The 17582-nt window shown below is 58.3% G+C and carries 17 protein-coding genes; 9 read left to right on the forward strand and 8 right to left on the reverse strand.

Annotation, left to right across the window (positions count from 1 at the left end; translation table 11 throughout):
* Positions 1–155: 155 nt before the first annotated feature.
* Both HNQ64_RS13235 and HNQ64_RS13240 read right to left on the reverse strand, forming a co-directional pair.
* Positions 156–392: a hypothetical protein gene (locus HNQ64_RS13235; RefSeq protein ID WP_184209344.1), complete on the reverse strand. Its 237-nt coding sequence runs from the start codon at positions 390–392 to the stop codon at positions 156–158.
* A gap of 61 nt (positions 393–453) precedes the next feature.
* A complete protein-coding gene (locus HNQ64_RS13240) occupies positions 454–1449 on the reverse strand; it encodes an OmpA family protein (protein ID WP_184209346.1) in 996 nt (331 codons plus the stop codon).
* A gap of 211 nt (positions 1450–1660) precedes the next feature.
* On the opposite strand from HNQ64_RS13240, the gene HNQ64_RS13245 reads away from it, so the two are divergent.
* Complete coding sequence (locus HNQ64_RS13245) at positions 1661–2965, forward strand: SGNH/GDSL hydrolase family protein (RefSeq protein ID WP_184209348.1); 1305 nt, start codon at positions 1661–1663, stop codon at positions 2963–2965.
* Here HNQ64_RS13245 and HNQ64_RS13250 read toward each other — a convergent pair whose 3' ends face one another.
* The gene (locus HNQ64_RS13250; protein ID WP_184209350.1) at positions 2966–3499 is read right to left on the reverse strand and encodes a hypothetical protein; all 534 of its coding nucleotides are present in this window, start codon (positions 3497–3499) and stop codon (positions 2966–2968) included.
* A 172-nt stretch (positions 3500–3671) separates the two neighbouring features.
* On the opposite strand from HNQ64_RS13250, the gene HNQ64_RS13255 reads away from it, so the two are divergent.
* Positions 3672–6350 (forward strand): DEAD/DEAH box helicase, encoded by a 2679-nt coding sequence (locus tag HNQ64_RS13255; protein WP_184209351.1) that lies wholly within the window; start codon positions 3672–3674, stop codon positions 6348–6350.
* Here HNQ64_RS13255 and HNQ64_RS13260 read toward each other — a convergent pair.
* Complete coding sequence (locus HNQ64_RS13260; RefSeq protein WP_184209353.1) at positions 6345–6749, reverse strand: DUF2721 domain-containing protein; 405 nt, start codon at positions 6747–6749, stop codon at positions 6345–6347. The two genes, HNQ64_RS13255 and HNQ64_RS13260, sit on opposite strands and share 6 nt — an antisense overlap.
* A gap of 91 nt (positions 6750–6840) precedes the next feature.
* On the opposite strand from HNQ64_RS13260, the gene mtnP reads away from it, so the two are divergent.
* From mtnP to HNQ64_RS13275, 3 genes are all read left to right on the forward strand, one after another.
* Positions 6841–7713 carry an S-methyl-5'-thioadenosine phosphorylase gene (gene mtnP / locus HNQ64_RS13265; protein ID WP_184209355.1) on the forward strand — a complete coding sequence of 291 codons (873 nt, stop codon included), beginning with the start codon at positions 6841–6843 and terminating at the stop codon, positions 7711–7713.
* A 12-nt stretch (positions 7714–7725) separates the two neighbouring features.
* A complete protein-coding gene (locus tag HNQ64_RS13270) occupies positions 7726–8586 on the forward strand; it encodes a D-hexose-6-phosphate mutarotase (protein WP_184209357.1) in 861 nt (286 codons plus the stop codon).
* 93 nt (positions 8587–8679) lie between these two features.
* Positions 8680–9165 carry an 8-oxo-dGTP diphosphatase gene (locus HNQ64_RS13275; protein ID WP_184209359.1) on the forward strand — a complete coding sequence of 162 codons (486 nt, stop codon included), beginning with the start codon at positions 8680–8682 and terminating at the stop codon, positions 9163–9165.
* Between the two features lie 165 nt (positions 9166–9330).
* Here the strand turns inward: HNQ64_RS13275 and HNQ64_RS13280 are convergent, their stop codons facing one another.
* A complete protein-coding gene (locus tag HNQ64_RS13280) occupies positions 9331–9585 on the reverse strand; it encodes an FmdB family zinc ribbon protein (RefSeq protein ID WP_184209361.1) in 255 nt (84 codons plus the stop codon).
* Between the two features lie 136 nt (positions 9586–9721).
* Between HNQ64_RS13280 and HNQ64_RS13285 the strand changes: the two genes are divergently transcribed.
* From HNQ64_RS13285 to HNQ64_RS13295, 3 genes are all read left to right on the forward strand, one after another.
* Positions 9722–10402: a YceH family protein gene (locus tag HNQ64_RS13285; RefSeq protein WP_184209363.1), complete on the forward strand. Its 681-nt coding sequence runs from the start codon at positions 9722–9724 to the stop codon at positions 10400–10402.
* Positions 10403–10468: 66 nt separating this feature from the next.
* Positions 10469–12001: a glucan biosynthesis protein gene (locus tag HNQ64_RS13290; protein WP_184209365.1), complete on the forward strand. Its 1533-nt coding sequence runs from the start codon at positions 10469–10471 to the stop codon at positions 11999–12001.
* Positions 12002–12095: 94 nt separating this feature from the next.
* On the forward strand, positions 12096–12320 hold the full coding sequence (locus tag HNQ64_RS13295; protein WP_184209367.1) for a PEP-CTERM sorting domain-containing protein: 225 nt from the start codon (positions 12096–12098) through the stop codon (positions 12318–12320).
* Between the two features lie 18 nt (positions 12321–12338).
* Here HNQ64_RS13295 and HNQ64_RS13300 read toward each other — a convergent pair whose 3' ends face one another.
* A complete protein-coding gene (locus HNQ64_RS13300; protein WP_184209369.1) occupies positions 12339–13112 on the reverse strand; it encodes a DUF3313 family protein in 774 nt (257 codons plus the stop codon).
* 50 nt (positions 13113–13162) lie between these two features.
* Between HNQ64_RS13300 and ggt the strand changes: the two genes are divergently transcribed.
* Entirely contained in the window at positions 13163–14833 is a 1671-nt protein-coding gene (gene ggt / locus HNQ64_RS13305; protein ID WP_184209371.1) for a gamma-glutamyltransferase, read from the forward strand.
* A gap of 33 nt (positions 14834–14866) precedes the next feature.
* On the opposite strand, the gene HNQ64_RS13310 is transcribed toward ggt, so the two are convergent.
* Both HNQ64_RS13310 and HNQ64_RS13315 read right to left on the reverse strand, forming a co-directional pair.
* Positions 14867–16303, reverse strand: a complete 1437-nt coding sequence (locus tag HNQ64_RS13310) for an exopolysaccharide biosynthesis polyprenyl glycosylphosphotransferase (protein ID WP_184209373.1) — start codon at positions 16301–16303, stop codon at positions 14867–14869.
* Positions 16304–16395: 92 nt separating this feature from the next.
* Entirely contained in the window at positions 16396–17571 is a 1176-nt protein-coding gene (locus HNQ64_RS13315) for a glycosyltransferase (RefSeq protein WP_184209375.1), read from the reverse strand.
* Positions 17572–17582: the final 11 nt, after the last annotated feature.

Here is a 17582-nt window from a genome sequence, read left to right on the forward strand (position 1 = left end):
AACGAGGCGTGAACCGCTCAGAATTTCATACTCGACAGACGGACCACCTCATTTTTTAAACGCTTTTAATCACCAAACATTCCCAGTGTCAGCGGACACCCCAGCGCCTCCGTTCGCTCTTCTCGATCCAGCTCCAAAATCATTGGACCCGTATTTCACGTCAAGTCCGAGCTCAGCACTGAGTGGGCCGTGCGCAGGGCCAAGTCCTTCGCTTGAGATACCACACGCGTCGCCGTGGCATCGAATTTGTAGGCGTGGCAGCTCGGACAGGTGACGGCACGCGCTACCACGATGGACCCACAACCTTCGCAAACTTTATACTGCTCAGGATGGCTGGTGATCTTCTCGGCCTGTTTCAGCCGTTGATCCTTGGACTCGTCAGGTGCGCTCATGAATGTCTTTTCCATGTTACGCTGCTGCCACCCAAAGCGCAACGCCCGGCCCTTAAGAAATTTATTTCCGAGGACGGACCTTGATCTCCACGCGGCGGTTGAGCCCCTGTTCTTCCACCGTACCGGTGGTGGGGACGATGGGCTTGGTCTTACCCATTCCGGCGGCTTGGATGCGATCCACACCCAGACGTAGGGAGTCGCGCAGCCACTGCACTACGGCATTGGCGCGGCGGATGCTCAGTTCCAGATTGTATTCATCTCCGCCGTAGCTGTCCGTATGACCTTCGATGATGAAGAGGGAATTCGGGTTCTTTTCAATGAGGAAACCCAGCTTCATTAGGCTCAGGCGGGCACCTTCGGCCAGTTGGTCACTGCCGTATTCGAAAAGCAGGTCCGTGGGCATCAGAATGGGAGCCGTGCTGCCACCCATGCTGCCACCGCCGCCCAGGAGGTCATCTAGATTGCTAAAGCCTTTCACTCGCTGCCCGGCACCGTCGCCCTGGCCCTGGGCCTTCACCTGATCCAGAAGCTTCATGTCCACCTTGCCGCCATCCACAGGATCCAGTCCCCCGGCATCCAGCAGCATCTGTTTTTCAGAAACAGGCTTTGATAGCACATCCCGGCGCACGCTGGCCATCTCCGTGGCGAGGTCCGGTGTGGCGATGGCCTGGGGTGCCAACATGGCGGCCATATCAGGCATTTTGCCGCCCGGGGTCTTGCCATCGCCAGGGTCATTGGCACGGATGAAATTGGTCACGTCTTTGACGTTCGGCGTCAGGTCGATCTCCTGGTTTTCAGGCACCATCTGGGCCTTGTCGAAGTTGTCCAGATTTGGCTCAAAGGACTTGATGTCGGGCTGATTTCCTGGGGCGATCAACTCGGGGATTTCCTGAATGGCCTTTTGTTCCACCAGCTTTTGGGGATCAATCTTGAATCGCTCCGGGACTTTATTGTTCACCACTTTCGCTGGGGCACTGCTGCCCAGAAAACGGCTGATTTTGTCAAAGCTCACGTACAGCAACCCATGCAGCAGAAAGGAAAGAATCAGGGCGAACATGATCCACCACTTCAGGCTCCAGTCCTCACGGGAACGGAAGGAAGAGCGCGGAGTCGAACTCCAAGTCGTGGATTGAGGAACATTAGCCATGAGGGCGGGAGACAGTAACACGCAATGAGCGTTCAGGAAAATTCAATCTCCGCGCAATGAATTGCGGCAAAATGGGGCCGGACTTGAACTCTTTCACGTATTCTTCCGTCAGAGAACTGTTGTGTCCCCCCTTTTCCGTCTCTGCCTGCCCTTAATTGTGGCCACGCTTTGCCAGCCCGTTACGGCTGCGCAATGCCTCGTCCTGGGCGATAGCCTGACCAAAGAATACGAGGTGGAATTCCCCGCTCTTTTCCCGGCCAACCCTGCCTCCTGGGACTCTCGCAACTGGATCGAAATCCTCCATGAGCGCCGCAATGCCTGGTTTGATCTGGGCGAGTTCGATGGGTACGCCGATCCCCGGCTCACTGGCCACGAGCACAACTGGGCCTTCCCCGGTGCGACGACCACGGAGATCCGCGGGCAGCTCAGTTCCTTTCAGAATTTCTGGTGGGTTTGGGAACTGGAAGGCCAGATCGAAGATGCCGCAGAGCGCATTGTCATCTTCGCCGGTGGCAATGATGTGGATAGCTATTACGGCCAGATTTATAACGGGGCCTCACCCACCACTTACATCAACCAGACACGGGATAACCTCCAGTGGATCGTCAATTACGTACGCGGGGTGAAGTCCTCCCTGCCCATTGTGCTCGTCTCCGTGCCGCACCTCGGCTGCGCGCCAGATGTACAGCGCCAGTATCCTACGGACCCGGTGAAAACAGCCCGCGTCACGGCTGCACTCGATAGCCTAAATGCCCAGCTCGCCACCTTTGCGCAGAGCAAGGGCATCGGTTTCGTTCCCGGCGTTTACCAGTTTACCAAGGACATCATCAATGGTCCCTTCCGCATTGGCGGCATTGATTTTTACAAGCAGGCCGATCCTGATTCCCGGCCGCGTTATGTTTTCTCAGGCGATGGGTTCCATCCGGCCACCAGTGCTCATGGAAAGATCGCGCAGATGGTCATCGAGGCCTTCCGGGCCAAGTATCCCGCCACCCAGATCACCCCGCTGACGGATCGCGAAATCGTCTCGAATATCCTGGGGCTGAATCCAGACATTCCGTTTCAGGAGTGGATCGCCACGCAAGGCATCCCCAATGGTCAGACCGCGCCGCAGGATGACCCTGATGGGGATGGCCTAACCAATGCCGTGGAATTTTCTCTGGAAGGGGCTTCAGCCTCCGTGGCCACGCCCAGCCTCATTCTGCCCCAGATCGAAAATGGCAACGTACCCCGCCAGCTCGCCTGGACCTATCGCCTCCGACCACTGGCGGCTGAGTGGGCCCCGCCACGCCTGCAGCAGTCTGCCAATCTGGTGAACTGGACCGACCTGCCCCCCAGTGCCATCACCACCAATCCTGATGGTTCTCAGACCGCGCGCTTACCGTTGATCGGGCGCGGTTTCATGCGGCTGAAGGTGGACCGATGATCACCGCGCAGCTCGGCGCAGTTCTGCCGCTTTGGCTCGGAGTTCGGCTGCTTTTTTGGCCAGGTCTGCCGTCTCCGGTTGGCTGGCATACACGCTTTCTTTTTTCTGGCTGTAGGCCGTCCCTGTTTGGTCGGCCGCATTCAGCAGGGCAGCGAGTTCCGGTACCTGCCGGGCTTGGAGGTTGATCTGTCGCTCGCTCTCCGCATACGCAGACTTGGCCTCTTCTTGGGCGGCCGCATCTCCTTGGTTTCCTAACGCAGCCATCTTTTTAAAGGCCGCATCTCGCTGTGCCCGCGCTTCTGCGAGTGAGGGATGCGTTTTCATGGCTGCTTCAGCGGCTTTGAAGGCTCGGTTAGACTCCTCTTGTAGGGCCTTCAGAGCTGGATCACGGTCCTCAATGTTCGGGATCAGTTTGTAAATCTCGCGATCTATTTTGGAGGCTTGGCGGCTGAGTTGCCGTGCTTCCTCTTTGGGGTCTGCATGGGCCAGGGAAAGGGTGAGAAAAAAGGTCAGGGCAGCCGCGAGAATTTTCATGAATGAAAAGGAGAGTGTTGGCTCTTCATGATACACCTTTCGGTTCATCTGGGTTTCTACGAGCGGGGCATCGGGACAAAAAACTTTTGATTTACTGCTCTCTCTGAGGCTGTGCACCCTAGACGTCGCTTTGCTCCTTGCTCGTGGCTTCTTTATCCGTCACTAACGGACCATGCTGCAACCTGTGCTCACACCTGACGGCCTTCTCCTCACGGAGGGGGAGCGCGGGACTGTGGAGGAGCGGCGGTTGGGCGAGCTCGCCCGCGAGGGGCCGGGGGCACTTTTCATCGGCCTCGGCACTGAGTTCCTGCTGGCAGAACTGGAGGCCCCCTGGCGATGGATGCGGGGCTGGGCACGACCTTTTTTAACTCGCCTGTGCCAGACTCGCGATCTCGCCCTGGTACCGCTGCCGTCGGAGGCTGAGCGTCAAAGTTGGCTGGCCACCGCACCGCCCTTTGCTGGGGTGGAGCATCTTTCGCCCGCACTTCTGGAGCTCTGGTGGCAGGCCATGGTGGTGCAGGTGCAGCAAAAGATCACCGCTCATCCAGGCGGGCTGGAAGGTTGGCTCCAGGCGGCGAACGCAGCGTGGCATCTGGTGGGACGTGTGACCTTTCACCTGGCGGAAAACAAGACGGATCCACAGCGTCCTTTTGCCTTTTTAGCCACCTTCACCGAAAAGTTGAATGCCAGCGGGCAGGTGCAGCATTTGCCGTTAGCCCGCGCCTTGCAAATGTATGCTGGGCAGAAGGATGAAGCGGCCATGCAGGCCCTGCTAGAGCCTGTGCGCACCGCTGCCACCCAGAGCGCGCTGCTGCGAGAGTGGCTGGAGACACGCCGCCTCTTCCAGCCCCTGGCGCTGGACCCTGCTGAGGCCTACCGCTGGCTGCGCGACAGTCACGTCTTCCAAGAGAGTGGCATCGTGGTGAAACTGCCCAACTGGTGGCGAGAAGGGAAGGGGACACGCCCGGCGGTGCAGGTGACCATTGATGCTCCACAAGATGGCCATCTCCATGCCGGGGCCATGCTCACTTTCAAGGTGGATGCCACCCTGCAAGGCAGCCCTTTGACAGAGGCGGAATGGGAAAAGCTGCTGAGTTCCGAGACCGGCCTCGTCTCCCTGCGTGGGCAGTGGGTGGAGGTGCATGGGGCCAAGCTGCAACAGGTGCTTGATCATTGGAACCGAGTGCAAAATGCGGTGGGGGAGGGGCTGATCGGTTTCCTCGATGGCATGCGCCTGCTGGCGAAATATGTGCCGAAGGCCAGCGCGGAGGAAGCCGCTGCCGCAGAGACGCTGCATGACTGGTCAGACATCGTGGCGGGCAAGGGCCTCGCAGAGGTGCTGGAAAAGATGCTGGACCCGTCTGCGGTGCAGCCTCCAGACCATTTCCGTGCCACCTTGCGGCCTTATCAGCAAAAGGGCCTCGCCTGGCTGCATTTCATGACACGCTTGGGGTTAGGGGCCTGTCTGGCGGATGACATGGGGCTGGGGAAAACGGTGCAGGTCATCGCCCTGCTGTTGCTCCGCCAGGGTCAGGCCAAGGAGCCCGTTTTGCTCGTGGTGCCCGCTTCCTTGATTGGCAACTGGAAGGCGGAGATCGCCAAATTCGCGCCCGATTTGAAGTTGCTCATCGCCCACCCTTCTGCGCTGGAGCGGATGGACCTGCAACGCTTGGCTCACCAACCTGCGGCGATGCTGCGTGGCTACGATGTGATGCTCACCACCTACACTTTTTTGCAAAGGACCGAGAGCTGGCAGTCGCACCCGTGGAGCCTCGTGATCTTGGATGAAGCTCAGGCCATCAAGAACCCCACCAGCGGCAGCACCCAGGCGGTGAAACGCTTGCAGGCGCCTGCGCGGATTGCCCTCACCGGGACGCCGGTGGAAAATCGTCCGGGGGATCTGTGGAGCCTGTTTGATTTCCTCAATCCCGGCCTGCTGGGGCCTGCCTCCGTCTTTGCCGAAGTGGTGAAACAATGTGCGACAGGGCGCGAAGGTTACGCCCCTCTGCGGCGGGTGGTGCAGCCCTACATCCTTCGCCGCATGAAGACGGATAAGAGCATCATCAATGACCTACCGGAAAAGATCGAGGTCAAAGCCTGGTGCGGCCTAACTAAAAGGCAGACCACCATCTATGCCAAGCTGGTGGACCAGATGGCCAAGCTGATGCGTGACGCCACCATGGACCCCATCAAGCGCCAGGGACTGGTGCTGAGCTTCCTCATCCAGTTCAAACAAGTGTGCAATCACCCCAGCCACTGGAATGGCGATGGGATTTGGGGGCATGAGGACAGCGGAAAGTTTGCGCGGTTAGCAGAGATCTGTGCCCAGATCGCCGAACGGCGGGAACGCGCCCTCATCTTCACCCAGTTTCAAGAAACGTGCGATCCTCTGGCTCGCTTTCTGGCCAAGGTATTTGGCCGGGAGGGGCTCGTGCTGCATGGCGGCACACCCGTGAAGAAACGGCCTCAAATCGTCGAAGCTTTTCAGCAGCCTGATGGCCCGCCCTTCATGGTCATCAGTGTCAAAGCCGGTGGCACGGGTCTCACACTCACCGCCGCCAGTCACGTGATCCATTTTGATCGCTGGTGGAATCCCGCCATTGAAAACCAGGCCACGGATCGCGCCTTCCGCATCGGTCAGAAAAAGAACGTACTGGTTCACAAGTTCATCTGCCAGGGCACCATTGAGCAACGCATTGATGCCTTGTTAGAAAAGAAAATGGCGCTCTCGGAGGCCCTGCTTTCTCAGGAAGGCAGCACGGAGGTCCTGCTCACGCAAATGAGCACGGAGGAGCTGCTGCACCTGGTCTCCCTGGATGTGAATGCTGCGCTGGTAGGTGCCGCTTCATGAACTTTTGGCCATGTCACTGAGCTGCATGTCCAGGGCGCGGCCAGAGATCACCACCTCATTCAGCGTGAGACTGAGGGAGAGGATCATGAAGACGAGGCTGATGGCGAAAAAGATCTGCCCACCTGGCTGGTAGCTGACGAATAAAAACATGGTGCTGACTGTGCAGGCGATGAGGCTCACCACGCCAGCAGCCTGCATGTTACGAATGAGGACGAGGCGGCGGCGGAGGTTCGTGATCTGCGCTTCCAGCAGAGGATCGTGATTTTGCCGCCAGGAGGCGTGCAGGTTTCTCACGATGGTGGCCAGGGCCAGGAATCGGTTGGTATAGGCCAGCATCAACAAGGAAATGGCTGGGAACAGCAAGGACGGAGTGGCGATGGGCAGATCCGGGAGGGTCATGCCGCCAGTCTAAGGCACATCCTGGATCTGTGAAACGGCGGGTTTTCATTCGCCCCCTTGAATGCCGCGCGCTCACCCCTATGATGTGACCATGGCAGACGCGTTTCCCCCAGCTATTGGCATCATCGGCGGCTCTGGTTTGTATGACATCGAAGGTTTTGAAGGTCGTGAAGAGATCGAAGTCTCCACGCCCTTTGGCCCCCCTTCGGATAAGATCGTCAGTGGCCTGTATGCGGGGCGGCGCATGTTTTTTCTGCCTCGTCATGCTAAAGGCCATCGCATCCTGCCCACGGAGCTGAATCATCGGGCCAATATCTGGGCGCTGCGTTCTCTCAATGTGCGCTGGATCATCGCCGTCACCGCCGTCGGCAGTCTGAAGGAGGAGTACAAACCGCGCGATGTGGTGCTGCCGGATCAATTTTTTGACCGCACCAGTCGTCGTGAGCATCACACCTTTTTTGGCAACGGCCTCGTCGCTCATGTGGCGTTTGCGGATCCGATCAGCTCCGGGCTGCGGGAATTGTTGGCGGAGGAGGCCACCGCCGCAGGGGCCTGCGTGCACAATGGCGGCACTTACGTGAACATGGACGGGCCCGCCTTTTCCACTCGCGCAGAATCGAATGCAAATCGCCAGCTCGGCTTCGATGTCATCGGCATGACCAATTTACCTGAGGCCAAACTGGCCCGCGAAGCCGAAGTCTCTCTGGCCACGCTCGCTATGATCACGGACTACGACTGCTGGAAAACAGACGAAGCCCACGTCACGGCGGAGGCGGTGATGGCCCATGTCTCTGCGAATGCGGCGATGGCAAAAGCGGTGATCGCCCGTGTCATTCCCCGCATCCCACTCGAGCCGTCGTGGCCCGAGCATCATGCCCTGGATGGTGCCATCATGACCGACCGCAAGCTGTGGCCGGAAGCTGTCACCGCTGATTTGAAGCCCCTCCTCGAACGTTACCTCTAGCCCCTTTTTGCCATGTCCCTCCCCGCCTCCATTTCCCTCAGCGAAGCCCTGCCTGGTTATCCCATCTTCACGGTGAATCACCCCACCTGCACGGCGCGGATCGCGCTGAATGGGGCGCATGTCATGGAGTGGACCCCCACGGGGCATTCCCCCGTTTTATACCTCAGCCCAGACGCAGTTTTGGAGCCGGGCAAACCTATCCGTGGGGGCATCCCCGTGTGCTGGCCGTGGTTCAATGCGCATCCCACCGATGAGGCGAAACCCATGCATGGCTTTGCCCGCAATCGTCCTTGGACCTTGATCGAGGCCAGTGAGTCGGACAGTGGTGTGAAAATGGCCTTTGTGCTGTGCAGCGATGCGGCGACGAGAGAACTCTGGCCGCATGAATTTGAGGCGCATCTCACCGTTCTGCTCGGCAGCACTCTGGAGGTCTCTTTGCAAACCATCAATAAAGGCAGCAGTGAGTTTTCCATCGCCGAGGCCCTGCACACTTACTTGACCGTGGGTGACATCACGCAAGTCACCGTGAAGGGATTGGCGGAGACACCTTACCTGGACACCGTGGGCGCGCGCGCCATGCGTCATCAAACGGGAGACATCACCTTTGATCAGGAAGTGGATCGCCAATACGTCAGCCTGGCCACCGTGACGGTGGAAGACCCCGCGCTCCGCCGCAGCCTCACCATTGAAAAAAGCGGCAGTGCTACCACGGTTGTGTGGAATCCCTGGATCGAGAAATCCAAGCGTCTTGCAGATCTGCCGGATGAGGCTTACCCGCACTTCCTGTGTGTGGAGGCGGCCAATGCGGGCGATGCAACAGTGACCGTGGCGCCTGGTGAAGCGCATGTCATCCAGACCACCATCCGTCTGTAACTGAATACTGCGCCTTTCGTTGCATCAGGCTGTTTCTGCGGTGTGGATCGCGGTGGCATTCTTCTGGCACCGTGTCATTCTCCGCGCTCCCTTATGACCCCCGACTGGACCCACTGGCAACCCGGCATCCGTGCCACCCTCATGTTCATTGTGGACGAAGCTCAGGAGCGGGTGCTGCTCATCCGCAAAAAACGCGGTTTGGGCGCAGGTAAAATCAATGGCCCCGGTGGCAAGATGGACCCCGGCGAAACTTCGGCCGAGTGCGCCATCCGCGAGACTCAAGAAGAACTGGGAGTCACGGCGCTGAATCCCGTGAAGCACGGCGAGCTGTGGTTCCAGTTTGTGGATGGCCTCGCCCTGCATGTGGATGTTTTCCGTGCCACGGAGTGGGAAGGGGAAGCCTATGAAACGCCAGAGGCCATCCCGCTGTGGACCTCGCTCAAGGCCCTGCCCTTTGACGAAATGTGGGCCGATGACCGCTTTTGGTTAGCCGAACTCCTCATCGAAAAGAAGCACTTCATCGGGCGCTTTCTCTTCGATGATGACCAGATGCTGACGAACGAGATTCAGTGGCCATGAAGCCTTTGAACGATTACCAAAAATCTGTTCCGGAAAGTGACAAGAGGGCGGGACGATTGACGGTCACCGCAAGTGGGACTTGGCTGTGATCATCAAGATAGCAGCCTGCGCTCTTGCCTTGCGACTCATTCCACCGCGCCCGCCTTTTAATCGGGGAGATTCAGTCTAGGACTTCGCTGGCGGGCTGGCTGAAGAGCCGCCAGAGTCTTGCTTCGCGGCAGCTTTGTAGGAATCGCTGCGGTAGTCGGTGATGTAAAAGCCGCTGCCTTTGAAAATGAGGCCGGAGCCCAGACCGATCTTACGCTTCACCGGTCCGGCACAGGCTTCCACCGGGCAGTCGGTCAGGTGCGGGTCTTTCATGGACTGGCGTGCTTCGAACTGGTGGCCGCAGGTCTGGCATTCGTAGTCGTAGGTGGGCATAGCTTAAACGGGTGGGTTTTAAAGAAACGGGGAACCGGATGTATGCGGGATACGCCGCTGCCGTGCAAAGGGAAATTGTTCTCACGCGTCCGCAGCCTTGCAGCCGGGCGCATTGCGCTGCACCTTTTAGACTCGCATGGAAGACTCTGAAACAGCCCCCGCTCCGCAACTTTCCGCCCTTGAGGCCCGCATCATCGGCTGCCTCATCGAAAAAGAAATCACCCTGCCAGACTACTATCCGCTGACGCTGAATGCGCTGGTTTCTGCCTGCAATCAGTCCACCAATCGTGATCCCGTGATGAGCGTGGACGAGGGCACGGTGCAGCGTGCGCTGGAGGCGCTGAAAATGCGCGGGTGGGTCTTCCAAGTCACGGTGGCTGGTGCCCGCGTGCAGAAGTTCCGCCACAACATCAAAGGTAAACTGCCGCGCCTAGAAAAGCCCGGCATTTCCCTGCTGGCCGTGCTTCTGCTGCGCGGCGCACAGACGGTGGGAGAGCTGCGCCAGCGTACCGAGCGCCTGCAGACCTTCCCGGATCTGGAAAGTGTGGAGGTGGAGCTGACCGGCCTCATCAGCTACCCCGAAGGTCCTGTGGTGGCCTGTTTGCCTGCGGGCCCAGGACGGCGCGTGGCACTTTATGCTCAACTTTTGACCGGTGAGCCGAGTGGTCTCGCCCCTCAGACTGAGATCATCGTGGCCCCGGTGATAACGCCAGAACGCGCCGAAGATCAGGAATGGAAACAGCGCATGGAACTCGAGATCGAGTTCCTCAAGGCGCAGTTAGCCCGGCTAAAGGCGAACTTAGGGATTGATGAATGAGGTCCATCCCCTTGTTGACTGCCCGTAGGCAGAGAGCATTCTAGCACTGCTTCCGTGCACCCTTCTATGATTGCCTCTCGTATCTCAGGATCTTTCTTCCTGTCTCTCTGTACCGCCGTCTGTTTTACCACTCAAGCGGCAGACCTGACTCTGACAGATGTGACGGATTTTGAGTCGCTGCAAAAGCTGGCGGCGCAGGTGGCGCTGAAGCCTTACCAGGCCCCCTCGCAGCAACTCGACCCGTTTTTTGAAGGCCTCAAATATGACGGGCATCGTCAGATCCGTTTCCTGGAGGACAAAGCTCTCTACGGCGAAAACAAGGAGCTCTACCGCGTGCAGTTTTTCCATCCGGGGTGGATGTTCAAAAAGCCCGTGGGTTTCTTCAATGTGGATGGCGTCACCACCACGCCTGTTCCTTTTGATCAGAGCCTGTTTGATTACGGCAATCTGAAGCTGCCCGAAGGCTTCAAGAAACCTGAGGGCTACTCCGGCTTCCGTGTCCTGGCCCCGCATTCGCTGCTGGATAAGCGTTTTGAGTTCATGGTCTTCATGGGCGCGAGTTATTACCGTGCCGTTACTACAGAGCTAGGCTACGGCATCAGCGCCCGTGGTGTGGCGGTCAATACCATCGGTGGCAAGCCTGAAGAGTTCCCCGATTTCACGCATTTCTGGTTCCAGCAGCCGAAGCCAGGGCAGAAATACTTCCGTGTTCTGGCCCTCCTCAATGGCCCGAGCATTGCTGGGGCTTACCAGTTCGATGTTTCCCCCGGCAAGACGACGGACATGCTGGTGAAGGCTACTTTGTTCCTCCGCCAGCCGGTCGAAATGCTCGGCATCGCGCCGTTTTCAAGCATGTTTTGGTTTGGCGAGAATAGCCACCCGAAGCCCTACGACTTCCGCCCGGAAGTGCATGATAGCGACGGCCTCCAGATCGAGGTCGAAGGTGGTCCCTCCATCTGGCGCCCCTTGGATGTCAGCCGTGACCTGCGCCTGAGCGTCTTTGAGATGGATAAGTTGAAGGGGTTCGGCCTCGGGGAGCGTGACCGTGATTTCAACAACTTCCAGGACCTGGAAGCCATGTATCACCGCCGCCCCGCCGTGTGGGTGGAGCCGATCAAAGGCTTTAACAAAGGTGCCGTCGTCCTCGTGGAACTTTCCACCGGCGAAGAGACCTGGGATAACATCGTGGCCATGTGGCGCCCGTCTGAGCTGCCTAAAACCCCCACAGAGCCGCTCAATTTCGAATACCGTCTGGCCTGGCTGGAGGAGCAACTCCCCGGCCTGCTCTGCAAGGTCACGAATACCCGCCGGGGTTTCGTCATGAAGACGGACGATCACGAGTACGTGGTGGATTTCACCAAAGGCGGCGTCAAACTGGACAAGCCTGCGGATTGGGTGCCGGAGTTGGACGTGGTGGTGAGCAACGGCGAGGCCAAAGTCCTGGACAAGCGTGTCATGTTCAACCGCGAGACCGGCGGCTGGCGCGCCTTTTTCAAACTGGATGTGCCAGACACCACCAACCTTCTGGAGATGATGTGCGAAATGAAGGATGGAGAAAAGGTGATTTCTGAACGCTGGATGTATCAGTGGCGTCGTTAGACCGCCGTTGATCGTTAAGGGATTGAGAAGGATTTGTCTTGTCAGTCCTAAATGTTTTTGGTTTTAGTTCAGATCCTGCTTTCTCCACAAACTCATGCGCGCGGTTTTTTATTGGCTGTTTTCGATTGCCCTGGCTGGCTTGGCCGCCCGGGCATCTGAACATTCAGACAAAGCCAGCCAACTGCTCTGGGATTCCTCTGTGGCAGCCGATGCGCTGCCTGTGCCGGAGCCTTCCCGCGCCATTTTGCTGAGCTTCGGCATCATGGCCATCGCCTTCACCTATCGGCAGGCTTGGCTCAACTGGAAGCGGAAGGACTGATGCTGGAGCTTCCCAGCTCTACCACAGCATCAAAGTAAATGGGGAGCTGTCCTTTACCCGACCACCAGCGGGTGTGCGGGTGATCTGCTCAAACTGGGCCGCCCATTCGCGGACGGTTTTCCGTGAGGCACTGTAGGCATTGTAATCATGCACGGAGAGGATGAGGGCGGAGCGGTTGTGTTCCGCATCCGCAAACTCATACAGGCTTTCCTTTTGCTCCGGGTCCCACACGCGGCCTTCGATGGCGATGCTGCCTTTGAGGGGTCTTCCCACGATGGACTCGGCTCCAGGGACGGCCAGAAGGTTGATGGCGCGGCGGGTCAGCCCGGCGGCGATGGAGTTCGGATTGAATTCCACCAGCGCCAGTTCCAGCGTCACGCTGTCTTTCTGCGGAGTCTCGACGATTTCATACCGGGGAGTTTTGGAGTTGCGGAATGCTTGGGTGAATTGATCCCGGATGTAGGTGGCTAACTTTTTCGCCTCTTTCTGGCGGGATTTTTCCCGCACTTCCACACGCGACATCGGCTTGGTCATGGGGCGCAGGTAGTCCAGGCTTACGGGCGCGATGTACAGGGTCTTCTTGGTTTCCGCCTTGGCCCAGACTTCTTTGGAGTCATTCCGCCACACCCGTAGAAAAGGGTCGTGGTCCGCCTTCGTCTTTTTCAAATCTGCCGCGTGGGGAAGAAACGCGGAGGGCTTGGCTGCTCCCGCTTTGGCCAGGCGTTCTAGGGAACTGCAAGCAGGGAGGCTGAGCAGGAAGAGCAGAGAAAAACAAAGACGGGCGGCAATCATTTCACGAGGGACGATGGACGAGCGAACACAGAATCGCTACGATTAGACTCATGAAACTGCTGTTTTGTTCCTTTTTTGTCGGACTGGGCGTGATTTCCGCCGCAGCTCAGGAGACGGGTTTTGCCAAATTTGCCGCTGCCACGGTGCATCCCCTCGCCACGGATGCCGCCACTGCCGCCTACGCACGCGGGGGCAATGCTGTGGATGCAGCCATCGCCGCAGCACTCACCCTCGGTGTGGTGGACGGGCATAATTCCGGCATCGGCGGTGGCTGTTTCATCGTCATCCGTGCGGCCGATGGAACCTTAACAGCGATTGATGGCCGCGAAATGGCCCCTGCCAAGGCGCACCGTGACATGTACCTCAAAGAGGGAAAAGTGGACGATGAGGCGAGCAAGACGGGCGCTTTAGCCTCTGGCATTCCGGGGGCATTACGCGCTTATGACCTGGCGCTGAAAAAACACGGTCAACTCACCCTGGCAGATCTCCTTCGTCCAGCGGCGGATCTTGCGGAAAAGGGCTTCCCTATAGATGCCGTGTATGCCCGAAAACTGGCGGCCACGGCGAAAAAACTGCGCCTCTTCCCTGCCTCAGCCGCCATTTTTCTCAAGGCCGATGGCACGCCGCTGAAGGAGGGAGATTTACTGGTGCAGAAGGACCTCGCTCAAACCTATCGGGCGGTAGCAGACCACGGATTGACTTGGTTTTACGGGGGAGAGTTTGCCCAACAAACCGCCACCTGGATGGCTGAAAATGGCGGCATCATCTCAGCGGCGGACTTTGCCAATTACCGGGCTCTGGAGCGTGAGCCCATCCGTTCCACCTACCGTGGTTATGAATTGGTCTGCATGCCACCCCCCAGCAGCGGCGGGGTGCATGTGGCGCAGATTCTCAATGTGCTGGAACATTTCCCTCTTCGCCATTTCCGCGCCAGCAGCCGCATCCATGTGGTGACGGAGGCGATGAAGCTGGCCTTTGCAGATCGTGCCCATTGGTTGGGGGATCCTGACTTTGCCTCTGTGCCGAAGGGGCTGGTAGATAAAACCTACGCGGCTGAGCTGGCTAAAAAAATAGACCTGGACCACGTGACCGCTGTGCCCGCTCACAACACCCCGCCCCGGTGGGAAGGAGACATCTTTGGCAAGCACACCACGCACCTTTCCACGGCGGATGCTAAAGGGAACTGGGTGGCGCTGAACCAGACCATCAATACGGCCTTTGGCAGCAAGGTGGTGGTCCCAGGCACAGGCGTGCTACTGAACGATGAAATGGATGATTTCGCCGTGCAGCCTGGGGTGCCGAATGCCTTCAAGCTCATCGGTGCGGAGGCCAATGCCATCGCTCCTGGCAAACGCCCTCTTTCCAGCATGAGCCCGACTCTGGTCTTCAAGGATGGTCAGCCTCTGCTCACCGTGGGTGCTGCAGGCGGGCCGACGATCATCACCCAAACTCTGTTGCTCATCAGCCACGTCATTGACGACGGCCAAGGCCCGAATGCAGCCCTGGCAGAGCCGCGCTTTCACCATCAGTGGAATCCAGACACGTTGAAGATTGAAACCCAGTTCGGTGCAGGCACCCTTCGTCGAGTTCAGGCCCTCGGTCACACGCTGGATGAAACCAGCGCCTTCGGGGCCTGCCAAGCTGTGATGTGGGATGCCGAGCGGAAGCTCCTCGTTCCTGCGCATGACCCCCGCATTCCGGGCAAGGCCTCAGGCCTGTGAGGGGACTTTGGCCTGCCGGTCTCTGTCTTCGCCTTACGCCGCTGCGTCCACTGCATTGGTCGGGTTAGACATCACGGGGATGCTGGTGGTCCGGGAGGTGGGGGTGGCGAGGTAGCGCGGCTTTTGCGCCTCTTTCTTCATGCCGCCGATGAGGACCACACGAATGGTATCCAGCAGGATAAGAAGATCGAAAACGACCCCTGCGTGCTTCAGGTAGTAGAGGTCATACTCAAGCTTGCAGCGCGCATCGTCCGTGGTGGAACCGTAGGGATAGCTCACCTGTGCCCAGCCCGTCAAACCGGGATGGATCATGTGGCGCTCTTGATAAAAGGCTAACTCCTCAGCCAATTTCGAAACGAAAGCTGGCTGTTCGGGCCGTGGGCCCACGAAGGACATGTCCCCACGCAAGATGTTAAAAAGCTGGGGGATCTCATCAATGCGGTACTGACGCAGCAGCTTTCCGCCAGGGAACACCCGTGGATCTTTGGTGCCGCTGGACCACTGAGGACCATTGACTTCCGCATCCGTGCGCATGGAACGAAGCTTGAGGATTTTGAATTTTTTACCGAATCGGCCGATGCGCTCCTGAGTGAAAAACAGCGGACCATCCGGAGAGAAAATTTTCACGATGGCCATCCCGACCAGCAGGGGAGGCGAAAGCAAAAGCAGCAACGCCAGAGACGTCATCACGTCGAAAGTCCTCTTCAGCTTACTGAAGTAAAAATCTCGGGGCGCACTTTCCGAGTGCATCAGCCATTCATTGGTCACCAAGTGCAGCGGGACGTATTGCAGGTATTCCTCACACAGGCTGATGAGCGGGCTGCAGGTGATGCCAGAGTAACGCAACTGCCGCAGCAAAGGCCGCGAGTACGGATCTCCTAAGCGCCAGTCGGCAAAAACGACTCGATCCACCTTATGACGTGAAATGATGGAGGTGGCATGTTTGAGGCGACCCAAAACATCCGATCCCCGGTCCGATTCCCGCACGGTGATGCGACCGACGATCTCGATGCCGCGAGGTTTCAGTTCCCGCAGGCACTGGTATTCTTCCAGCTCGCTTGGTGTCTCAGCCACGAAGGCCACACGCTCAGGAGCAAAACGGTGTTTATTAAACATCACCCAATGGTGAAGCATCAGTGAAGGATACGCGGTGCTAAGGCCTAAAAGCATGAAACCACGCCCCACCCGGGTGCCGAAGTCCACATAACCGACGAGAATGACGGCAAGAAAAGCACCCAGGAAGGCGATGCTAAAAAACAAACCGTGAACGAAAAAACGTGAGCGCCCTCGCGACTCCACCGAATACAGACCTAAAATGTAACTGGCGGTGATGAGGATGGCTGCGCCTGCTGAGATGGGAAACAAGTACTCATCCAGCTTCCAAAAAGTCTGGAAGCGGACGTAGTTTGCCACCAGGAAACTCAAAACGAAAAAGATGCCATCGCGGCCTGCGCGACGGGCGATGGACATCCAATGACTTGTGCCGGGAAGAAGCATGAACGGGAGAACTGCGTGTCGACAGAGGTCTTTTTACAGTGAGTGTAAATGTACTACCTGAAATACTATCTAACGTTACGGACTTTTTTCGTCATAGCAAATAAGCGCTGCCAATATGTTTGAGCGCAGTGCGGCCAGGAACGTACGCGCGCATAGTGACTTAAGTCAGTTTCATTAGGTGGATTTTCAAGGGCGCGACGGAGAGTTGCGGTATAATCGGCGATTTCCCGGCCCTTGACCAAAAAGCCTCCCCCGGGAGATGGGGCCGTGATTTCAGAGATGCCCCCCACATCGGTGGAAACGAGCGCGCGACCGCTGGCAAAGGCTTCGAGTAGGACATTGGGGACTCCTTCGTTGAGACTGGAAAGGCACACGGCATTCGCAGCATGCATGTAATGTGCCACTTCGGCAGGACCCTTTCGCCCTGCGAAGGTCACCGCCTCCAGGCCACGGGTCTGGCAGAGTCCTCGGAGATCGGCTTCTAAGGGTCCACTGCCGATGAGTACGAGGTGTACAGGCCGCTCTTTTTGAAGTTGGGCCGTGGCTTGGATGAGCAAGTCCAGGCCTTTGACGGGTAGGAAATTCCCCACGAAGAGCAGGATTTCAGGCTTCTCCGGCAGCCCCAGTTCCCGACGGGCTTCTAGGCGATTGCCAGGCCGGAAGGTGTGAACGTCCACGCCATTATAAACGGTGCTGACTTGGTCTGCCGGAGATTGGGCTCTCAACAGCCGCTGGCGCAGATCTTCACTGCGGGTGATGATGTGGGCCCGCTGACTGAGGGCCTGGATGGCGCGGCGGCGCCAAGGCATGTCGAGATACTGGTGAACATCTGACCCCTGGGCCACGGCTAAAAGCGGGATGCCCTCAAATTCAGGCACGCGGTGGACTCCGCAGGCATCCGGGAAAAGCCAGGGCACTAGCAGCGCCTCCGGTTTCCACCCCTGAGGCAGGGTCCTCAGTGCCCGGCGCACGGCCAGCGTGTAGAGGCGATCATTCAGGCCGCCAAATTTCGGAATGTAGGGGGCCCAGTGATAGCTGGGATGCAGGGGTTCATCCCCACAGCGAGGTTGTAGGGTGCAGGCTTTCCCTGTCCAGTAGCCATGTCCCGGGCGCAGGCACAGCACGCGGATGTCTGCCTCAGGCTGCTCGGCTTTCAGCGCATGCAGCAGGGTGACATTGTCCAGCCCGCGCCAGGGCTGGAGGGTATCAGGAAAAAGATTCGTCAGGCAGAGCAGGCGCATAGCGGGGCATG

It is taken from the genome of Prosthecobacter dejongeii (assembly GCF_014203045.1).
In the GTDB taxonomy this organism is placed as follows: domain Bacteria; phylum Verrucomicrobiota; class Verrucomicrobiia; order Verrucomicrobiales; family Verrucomicrobiaceae; genus Prosthecobacter; species Prosthecobacter dejongeii.

Coding starts and splice junctions, on each gene's coding strand:
- HNQ64_RS13240 (WP_184209346.1), bottom strand. CDS start 1,449: ATGTTCGCCCTGATTCTTTCCTTTCTGCTGCATGGGTTGCTGTACGTG.
- HNQ64_RS13280 (WP_184209361.1), bottom strand. CDS start 9,585: ATGCCCACCTACGACTACGAATGCCAGACCTGCGGCCACCAGTTCGAA.
- HNQ64_RS13255 (WP_184209351.1), top strand. CDS start 3,672: ATGCTGCAACCTGTGCTCACACCTGACGGCCTTCTCCTCACGGAGGGG.
- mtnP (WP_184209355.1), top strand. CDS start 6,841: ATGGCAGACGCGTTTCCCCCAGCTATTGGCATCATCGGCGGCTCTGGT.
- HNQ64_RS13275 (WP_184209359.1), top strand. CDS start 8,680: ATGACCCCCGACTGGACCCACTGGCAACCCGGCATCCGTGCCACCCTC.
- HNQ64_RS13270 (WP_184209357.1), top strand. CDS start 7,726: ATGTCCCTCCCCGCCTCCATTTCCCTCAGCGAAGCCCTGCCTGGTTAT.
- HNQ64_RS13300 (WP_184209369.1), bottom strand. CDS start 13,112: ATGATTGCCGCCCGTCTTTGTTTTTCTCTGCTCTTCCTGCTCAGCCTC.
- HNQ64_RS13290 (WP_184209365.1), top strand. CDS start 10,469: ATGATTGCCTCTCGTATCTCAGGATCTTTCTTCCTGTCTCTCTGTACC.
- HNQ64_RS13315 (WP_184209375.1), bottom strand. CDS start 17,571: ATGCGCCTGCTCTGCCTGACGAATCTTTTTCCTGATACCCTCCAGCCC.
- HNQ64_RS13260 (WP_184209353.1), bottom strand. CDS start 6,749: ATGACCCTCCCGGATCTGCCCATCGCCACTCCGTCCTTGCTGTTCCCA.
- HNQ64_RS13310 (WP_184209373.1), bottom strand. CDS start 16,303: ATGTCCATCGCCCGTCGCGCAGGCCGCGATGGCATCTTTTTCGTTTTG.
- HNQ64_RS13250 (WP_184209350.1), bottom strand. CDS start 3,499: ATGAAAATTCTCGCGGCTGCCCTGACCTTTTTTCTCACCCTTTCCCTG.
- HNQ64_RS13235 (WP_184209344.1), bottom strand. CDS start 392: ATGAGCGCACCTGACGAGTCCAAGGATCAACGGCTGAAACAGGCCGAG.
- HNQ64_RS13285 (WP_184209363.1), top strand. CDS start 9,722: ATGGAAGACTCTGAAACAGCCCCCGCTCCGCAACTTTCCGCCCTTGAG.
- HNQ64_RS13295 (WP_184209367.1), top strand. CDS start 12,096: ATGCGCGCGGTTTTTTATTGGCTGTTTTCGATTGCCCTGGCTGGCTTG.
- ggt (WP_184209371.1), top strand. CDS start 13,163: ATGAAACTGCTGTTTTGTTCCTTTTTTGTCGGACTGGGCGTGATTTCC.